The 7,935-nt window shown below is 31.1% G+C and carries 7 protein-coding genes and 1 pseudogene; 6 read left to right on the forward strand and 2 right to left on the reverse strand.

What is annotated here, in order from left to right:
* Window positions 1–192, forward strand: a 192-nt coding sequence (locus BFL01S_RS20925) for a hypothetical protein (protein WP_218008541.1), incomplete at its 5' end; no start/stop codon positions are given.
* A gap of 82 nt (window positions 193–274) precedes the next feature.
* Here BFL01S_RS20925 and BFL01S_RS17785 read toward each other — a convergent pair.
* Window positions 275–1,162, reverse strand: coding sequence for a LysR family transcriptional regulator (locus BFL01S_RS17785; RefSeq protein ID WP_061786509.1), 888 nt, complete (start codon window positions 1,160–1,162; stop codon window positions 275–277).
* Between the two features lie 158 nt (window positions 1,163–1,320).
* Between BFL01S_RS17785 and thrC the strand changes: the two genes are divergently transcribed.
* Window positions 1,321–2,583, forward strand: coding sequence for a threonine synthase (gene thrC, locus BFL01S_RS17790; RefSeq protein ID WP_061786510.1), 1,263 nt, complete (start codon window positions 1,321–1,323; stop codon window positions 2,581–2,583).
* Window positions 2,584–2,782: 199 nt separating this feature from the next.
* On the opposite strand, the pseudogene BFL01S_RS17795 reads toward thrC, so the two are convergent.
* A pseudogene (locus BFL01S_RS17795) lies at window positions 2,783–3,556 on the reverse strand (GNAT family N-acetyltransferase); the annotation flags it as partial.
* A gap of 982 nt (window positions 3,557–4,538) precedes the next feature.
* On the opposite strand from BFL01S_RS17795, the gene BFL01S_RS17800 reads away from it, so the two are divergent.
* From BFL01S_RS17800 to BFL01S_RS17815, 4 genes are read left to right on the forward strand one after another with little or no spacing between them, the layout of a single operon-like run.
* Window positions 4,539–5,375 carry a hypothetical protein gene (locus BFL01S_RS17800; RefSeq protein WP_061786512.1) on the forward strand — a complete coding sequence of 279 codons (837 nt, stop codon included), beginning with the start codon at window positions 4,539–4,541 and terminating at the stop codon, window positions 5,373–5,375.
* Window positions 5,359–6,243, forward strand: a complete 885-nt coding sequence (locus BFL01S_RS17805; protein ID WP_061786513.1) for a S8 family peptidase — start codon at window positions 5,359–5,361, stop codon at window positions 6,241–6,243. Before BFL01S_RS17800 ends, BFL01S_RS17805 begins: the two co-directional genes overlap by 17 nt.
* Window positions 6,244–6,260: 17 nt before the next feature.
* Complete coding sequence (locus BFL01S_RS17810; RefSeq protein ID WP_061786514.1) at window positions 6,261–7,124, forward strand: hypothetical protein; 864 nt, start codon at window positions 6,261–6,263, stop codon at window positions 7,122–7,124.
* A 19-nt stretch (window positions 7,125–7,143) separates the two neighbouring features.
* The gene (locus tag BFL01S_RS17815) at window positions 7,144–7,659 is read left to right on the forward strand and encodes a hypothetical protein (RefSeq protein WP_061786515.1); all 516 of its coding nucleotides are present in this window, start codon (window positions 7,144–7,146) and stop codon (window positions 7,657–7,659) included.
* The last annotated feature ends 276 nt before the right edge of the window (window positions 7,660–7,935 follow it).

The raw sequence follows: 7,935 nt of genomic DNA on the forward strand, positions 1-7,935 counted from the left end.
AAAAGAACAAATGCAGATATAGCTGCCAAAATCGAAGGAGTCATTCTAACAGTTATGCTCCATCTCATACGCCTAAATAGCCAAGTTAGCAATATTACAATTACACCTGGTATTAACGCAATAAGTAAGGGACCACCAATCATCATCATCTATCTACCTTTCAAAATACCTTTTTATACCATTTTAACTTAAGTCTTCTTTTGAAAATTTCTATATATGATATACACCCTTAGATACCATAATGTAATTTATCGGCCACTAAACATTTAGTCTTCTAATTCATGTCATTTTTTAAAGAATCAATAAAGTTGAATGCAATTTTGGAAAGTTCATCTTTTTCTCTTGTACATAACGAAATAGGATTTTTCAAATTAACTTCTTCTACATGTACAATTGCTACTTGCTCTTGAGCTAAATGCTCATTGACTTCAAGCGAAGAAACAAAAGTAACTCCATATCCTGCAATCACCGTTCTGATTGTTTCATTCAACCCATTAATTTGTAATCCAATAATTGGCTTACTGACATTATGGATCTTACAGAGAGAAAATAATTTTTCCCTTGAAGAACTGCCTTCTTCACGAAATACAAAAGGTTCTCTTACAATTTCAGATAATGCAACTTTTTTTCCAGCATATTTATGATTTTTATGTACGATAAACAACATTTGATCTTCAAATAGTTCATTACTCGTAATTAATGAATGAAATTCCCTTTTACCGCCTATCAAAGCGATTTCAGCTTGGTAATTAATCAAATAATCAATTGCTTTACTAGAATTAGTAGTTATTAATTCTACCTCTACTTCAGGGTATTGCTGTTTGTACAGTCCAATCCATTTAGGCAGTAAAAAGTTTGCAGGAAGGTATGTTGCTACAATACGCAGCTTTCCAGCTGTACCATCCCTGTATTGCTTAATAGAAGATTCAATCTCACGTTCAAGAGAAAATAATCTTTTAGCATGCTTAGCAAGTTGTTCACCAGCAGGGGTTAAAAAAATCCCTCTCCCTTTAGGAGATACTAAAGTTAAATCAATTTCTTGCTCTAATTTTTTTATTTGAGCTGTTACTGCCGGTTGACTTATATTCAATTCCTCAGCAGCACGGGTTACACTTCTTTTTTCGGCTACAGTGTAAAATAATCTTAAAGCATGAAGATTCATATTTCGCTCCTCTAATCATAAATAAAAGTTATTAATACTAAATAAATATATATTAGATTTATAAAACCTCTTCCTTTATTCTAAAACTATAAAATGTAGTACTCAAGAATATTTCTTAATAAAGAGGTGAGAAGGGAATAGAGACTTCCCTTATAAAAATGAAATTAGTATGCATTGAATGTGGTAAATCAATTTCTTATGATAATTTTAGTTATTACTGTGAATGTGGTGGATTGTTTGATATTGTTCAGGACTTTCACAACCACGATGCAGAGCGATTAAAACGCTTATTTAATGAGCGTCTCTCAGAACGTATGACTCCTTATGCTAGTGGCGTATGGAGATATAAAGAATTAATCTTTCCTGAGTTACCTGAAGAATTTATTGTGACAAAATATGAAGGAAATACAGGGTTATATACACATCAACTAATTCAAGATTATATTGGTATGAGAAAAATCTACTTAAAAGCACAGAGCGAAAATCCCAGTGGTTCATTTAAAGATAATGGAATGACCGTAGCTGTTTCTCATGGAAAATCCCTAGGTTATAAAAAATTCACTTGTACTTCAACCGGAAATACCTCTTCATCCTTAGCTATGTATGCTTCCATAGGAAATTCAGATTCTTACATTTTTGTCCCTAATAAGGATATATCGATGAACAAGGTACTACAAACGATCGCATATGGTGCTCATGTATTTAGTATTCCTGGAACGTATGATGATGGAATTGAATTTTTAGAGAAATATAGTGAAGATTTAGGTTTATATGTTTGTAATTCAATTAATCCTTTTAGAATAGGAGGTCAAAAAAGCATTATTTATGAGATTGCTCAATACCTAAATTGGAATTTACCGGATTGGATTGTTGTACCTGGGGGAGCTTTAAGTAACGCAACTGCATTAGGTAAAGGACTACATGATTTATTTACACTTGGATTAATAGATAAACTTCCGAGGATTGCAATTATACAGGCAGAAGGGGCGAGTCCATTTCACCAAATGATAGATCAGAAAATGAAAGAACTTATACCTGATGGGTCTCCATACACCAGAGCTTCTGCATTGAATATTGGAAATCCACCAAGCTGGAAGAAGGCAAAACATGCTCTAAAAGAAACAAATGGAATTACAGCTTCAGTATCGGACACTGAAATTCTTAATGCAAAAGCTATTATAGATAGAAGTGGGATTGGATGTGAGCCAGCCTCTGCAGCTACAGTTGCCGGATTGAGAAAGTTAGTAGATCAGCAGAAGATTGATAAGGATGAGACCGCATTATGCATTCTAACAGGAAATATTTTAAAAGATACAGATGCTTTAAAGGAATATCATTCTGAAGATAATATGGTTGCAACTTTTAAAAATACACTACAAGCAACTTCCTTAGATTACAAAACTATTCAAAACTATATATAAATCCTTGTAATGGTTCAGAAACCTCCTGTTACTTTATTATCAGGAGGTTTCTCTTTTTATACTGTATACCATATATAATCTTAGTTAACATAAAACGTATTCGTGGAAGTAGCTTACATCAGTGTTTTATTTTTTCAATGAGCGTTTTCCCACCTTAATTGTCTTACGCTTGTTATTCTTTACATAAAATGGATATAAATTATAAGATTTTCTCCATTTCATATTGTTCAACATGTACGTTAAGGCCTATTCTTTTTAGAAATTGTATAGATTTTATATCCCGTTTATCGACGTTATTAATGGAGATGACTGAATGGCGCTTCCAAATCCAATGAAACAAAGAATGACCAAGACCTTGGTTTCTTCTTTCTTTAAGAATACCAAATTGGAGAACGTTTCCCTGTTTTGAATTAATTACAGCATATCCATAAACGGCATCTTGTTTTCCTATCGTGATAACATCATATAAATGTGGATTGTGTAATATAGCTTGAACAGATTGTTCCCAAGAGGGGGCAAAATTCCAAAAAGAATGTGCCATAGTCCAATCAAATTTATTTGGACTAACAGTGTTTATACATACCTTCTTATGGATAGCCATGGGTTTAAAGTCGATACTACCTTTAAAACAAACAAGTTCTCGCTTTATTTCAAACCCTAAATTGCTATAAGCTTTAATAGCTTTTTCATTCGTTTGGATAACTTCTAATAAGCATTTTTGAACATTATGTTGTTTAAGTATAGGGATAGCGTGGTTGTAAATTTGTGCTACAAGACGCTCACCTCTATGTTTTGGAATGACTCCTGTACCAATATCAAAAGCTGTTTTCTTATCATTGTGTTCTTCAATTCCATGCATAATAAAAGCTACCTGTTCATCTTGACTAAACGCACCAAATGATAAGTTGTATTGAATCCCTGCACCTGTAAATCTTTCAGCTAAATAATCTGGAGATACTTTAAACGGAACTAGATAATCAGAGAAGGCTTCATTAAAGCACGTTGTGAATTCTTATAAATTTATGTTCTCAAGACTTTTAATAATCAATTTAATCACCTCTTAATATTTTCAACCAATCCTATTACTTTTGTAGTATAAGCGTACTATACTTGTATCTTTATCATATACACAAGAATTTTACAACATCACTCTTTCGGTACACCTGCCAAAAGAGAACCCTTATTGAGAAAAAGATTCTGATAAATTCCTTGTTTCTGTTTTGTGCAGCTTTTTATAAATCTTGGATACATCAGGGTTTGATCTTATAGAAGTAACAGCTTTAAAAAGTAGGGAAAATTACCGTATTTCTAATGAACATTGTTCAGCATATCAGGAAAAACAAAAATCAACTTTAAGATTTAACATAGCCACGGATTAAGAAGTCTATGACAGCTATATGAACATCTACGGTTTTGTTATAAAATAGCTAACTATATGTTTATTCTAGAGTGTATTAATCTTTAATGTTGATAAATTGGTATAAATCTAAGGGAATTCTTTTCAGGTAGAATTCCCCCCCTTAAGCCATATTTAATCTCCTGCGATGTGAATTAACGATACTTTTGAGTGAGATATTTTAGAGATAAATTCTTGATAATTATTTTGCTCATGGCTCGGTACATTGCTTTGATATTGGTTTAAATCTGATATTAACTATCTTAGCTTACCACCTGAAAATATTTGCACCAGAACCTTATTTTTTATGTTCTCTTCTATAACTCTGTTTAAAAAAATAGATAATTCAGTAAACAATACTTTTTTGTCATTCATCTTCAATTCAAGTAACAAATCATAAAAATAGTATATTTTATCCATAATAACCAAAATTTTTATTGTTTTGAAGATATTCATACATTATAATAGTCTATAGTCTATGTTTTTAGTTAATATTTAGCATTTATATATATTTAAGGAAAATATTTATTTTGAACAACATCAGAACAAGGAGAGAAATATGAAGAAAAAAACAACTATAATTTCGATTTTAGTCTTATCGGTCATTGTAGTAGTAGAAACTTTTGCCCTAGTAAATATTCAACAAAACAATAATAATGCAATTGCTACTCTAGATGATGAGATTATTACTCAAAAACAACTCACTAATCAGTTAGATTCCAAAGAGAAAAAGAGGTTAGCTGATAAGCTTATAAATGACAAGATAATAGATTTAGAGATAGATACACTGAATCTAAAATCACCTTCCGAGGAAGAAATGTTAAAACAACTTCCCTACATACAGTTATTTGATAGTAGTAAGAAAACTTTAGCAGACGAACAAACTAAAGAATTTGTAAAAGAATATATACATGTTAAAGAATTAGCTAAAAAGTATACTTTAAATGATGAAAAGTTCAAGAAGTTTATAGAAGATGAACGAAACTTCAATGGGGACTATTTAATAAAAATTCAAGAAATTAGTGGCAATCATCAGCAATTATCTAAAATTGAAGATTCCTTAAAGCAAGCTAAAGATATTAATTCAATTATTAAAAATAACTCTCTAGATATTAAAGAAAAAAATATATTTTCTTTAACCAATGAATACAACCAAGATTTTTCTCAAAGTAAGGTTGGAGATTACCTTCATGTAATGGATGAACATCATGGATCTGGACACAAAATTATAATAATCACAAACATTAACAAATCCGATGAAACAATATTTAATTTAAAAGAGAATAAAGAAGAGATTTTAAATGTTTATATGAGTAAAAACTATTTTCAAGAAAGGCTAGACGTCCTAAATGTTCTCAAAATGAAGCATAAAATTAAATATGCCATTAAAGAATAGATTAGAAGTTAAGTTAATACTGGTAATATTAATGCTTATTATTAGTTCAACTTTATCTTATAGTCATAATGATACTACTAAAAACCTAGATTTAAGTGCTAAATATTATGAAAACCTAAAAACATGGCCTAATAAATTTCTTAATCTAAACAAAAATTCTAGTACTGGAAAAGGAATAAAAGTTGCAATTTTAGACACCGAGGTTAAGTTTAAAACTGTGAATAATTTGAAGAGAATACATTATTTTTTATCAAACGACAATGCTAATAGTTTTATTGAAGCATCTACCCATGCTGATCAAATTGTAAGCATTATTAACTCCATTGCTCCAGATGCTGAAATCTATTTGGTAGTTGTTTCAAACAAAGACGGGAAAATAAAAGAAAATGATTTAAAGAATGCTCTAGATTGGCTCACTAAAGAAAAAGTAGACATTATAAACATGAGTTTTGGCTTTAATTCAGCAATGTCTAAAACTATTGAGCCGCGTTTAGAAAAACTTTATAAAAATAATACCGTAATAGTAGCTGCGTCCGGCAATGAAGGAATATCAAGAGTAAATTACCCAGCTTCTTCTCAATATGTAATTAGTGTTGGAGCTAACGATTACTCAGGTCAGAAATGGATAAATTCTAATTATGGCACAGAACTAGATTTTAGTATGCCCGGTGTGCAGATAATAGATAAATATAGGCAGATTTATGTTGATGGCACATCATTTAGTACTGCATTCATGAGTGGTATGATCGCAAAACTAAAGGAAAAGCACCACAATACCAGTAATAAAGATATATATGCAAAGCTTATTCAAATGACCCCTACTCATAAGTGGAATCCATTGAATGGATATGGAACACCTACTTTTTAATTAAGAGGAGATAACATATGAAATTATTAAAAACTATTACAATTCTATTTTTAGCTCTAATGTCAGTTACATCTACAAGAGCATTTGCTGAAGAAGCCACACAGGAAAATCAAAATGTAACAGTTCAAAGTATTAAGCATCTTGTTATAACTTTACCAGAAAACTCTGATAGTTCTTTAATTGACATGTATGAGAATGGTGGCTGGGAGTATAACCCTACTACTAATCAGTTACAAAAGCCGGTTACTTATGAAGGACTAGAAATTGAAGTTGATAATAAAGTTTATAATACTGATGAAAATGGTGTAGTATCGCTTTCTACAGAAAAAAATGCAGGTGAAGAGGTAACAATCGAATCAGAACAATTAAGTGCTAGCGAAAAAGACGTAAAAGAATCCAATCAAAAGCTAAGTACTACTGCTGATGTTAGTGATGAAACTGTTGTCGTTGAAGAATATATTAACTTAAATCATTTACTTAATAGTATGGGTGATGGACAAACTGATGAAGTGACTGATGAAGAAGCTCACGATGCAACTCTTACTCAAGATGAGCAAGTTGGAGAGCTTAAAGCTGCAGCTCCCTATTTAGATAATAAACAATTACCTTCTCGTGGACGCGCTATTCATTGTAATAGGTTCAATGGTTATTTAGGCGATGGTAGGTATTACTCAAACGAAGCTAGCCCTAGCGCAATTAGAAACTTCTTCCAAAGTGATTGTGATGTATCACTTGCACGCTCAACAAAATGTTATGCTGATTATGGGTCTAACCCCTATTGTGCAGCGAAACCTTCTACTAAAAATGGACACTGTGGTGTCATCGTAGGGCATGCAAGAGGCTACCACAAGCATACAGGTTGGTTTAGTCCATCAAAATAATATATAGGAGTATATAAAATTGAACAAATTAAAAAATAAAAAAAAGTTTTGGGTATTAATTGTTATAGTAATAGCTATTGTTTGTATTATGGGATTTAAATTTTACGAATACCAAACAAAAACTACTGACCTATCTGGAGAAAATATAGATACAATCTATCTATTAGACGATATGAAGAGCTATGAAACAAATCATCGTTTTTCTATTAGCAAAGATGTTAGCCACCCAGGTTACAAGGTATATGCTATTGATAATAACGAAAATAAACGCATTACTGTAAAGAATGAGAACAAAGAAAATACCATCTACAGAATAGAAGCATTTGATTCTAGTTCTAAAACGTCGAAAAATGTATCAATCGGCACTTCCGAAAAAGATTTAATTTCAGCATATGGTAAAAGTTATATCGAACGTTCAAGTGACCAAACAGACAAAATAATTGAGTATGTCGATAGAGATAAAAATATCTTACTTTCATTTTTTATTTATAAAAATAAAGTAGATGGAATTAACTTAGAAGTTAAAGATTTTTAAATGACCTATAAACATGTATAAGCCCAAGGTTGCTTTTTACAGCTAATATTTGTTATGAGGTAGAAATATTAGTACATAAATAATAACATGTTTTTCTATAATGACTATGTTTTTTTAAAAAAAGCATATGTATAAATAGCAGACTTTTTATACATACATTCTCCTCTCAACTGGCAAACGGGAAAAACCAGTCATATCAAGGATGTATAAAAAGCTGCATAAATCAGAAAACACTCCTTATCCGGAACTCTTGCCTACCAAGGGTTCTTTTTTGGG

Origin of the sequence: Priestia flexa NBRC 15715, assembly GCF_001591565.1 — a bacterium.
GTDB lineage: Bacteria > Bacillota > Bacilli > Bacillales > Bacillaceae_H > Priestia > Priestia flexa.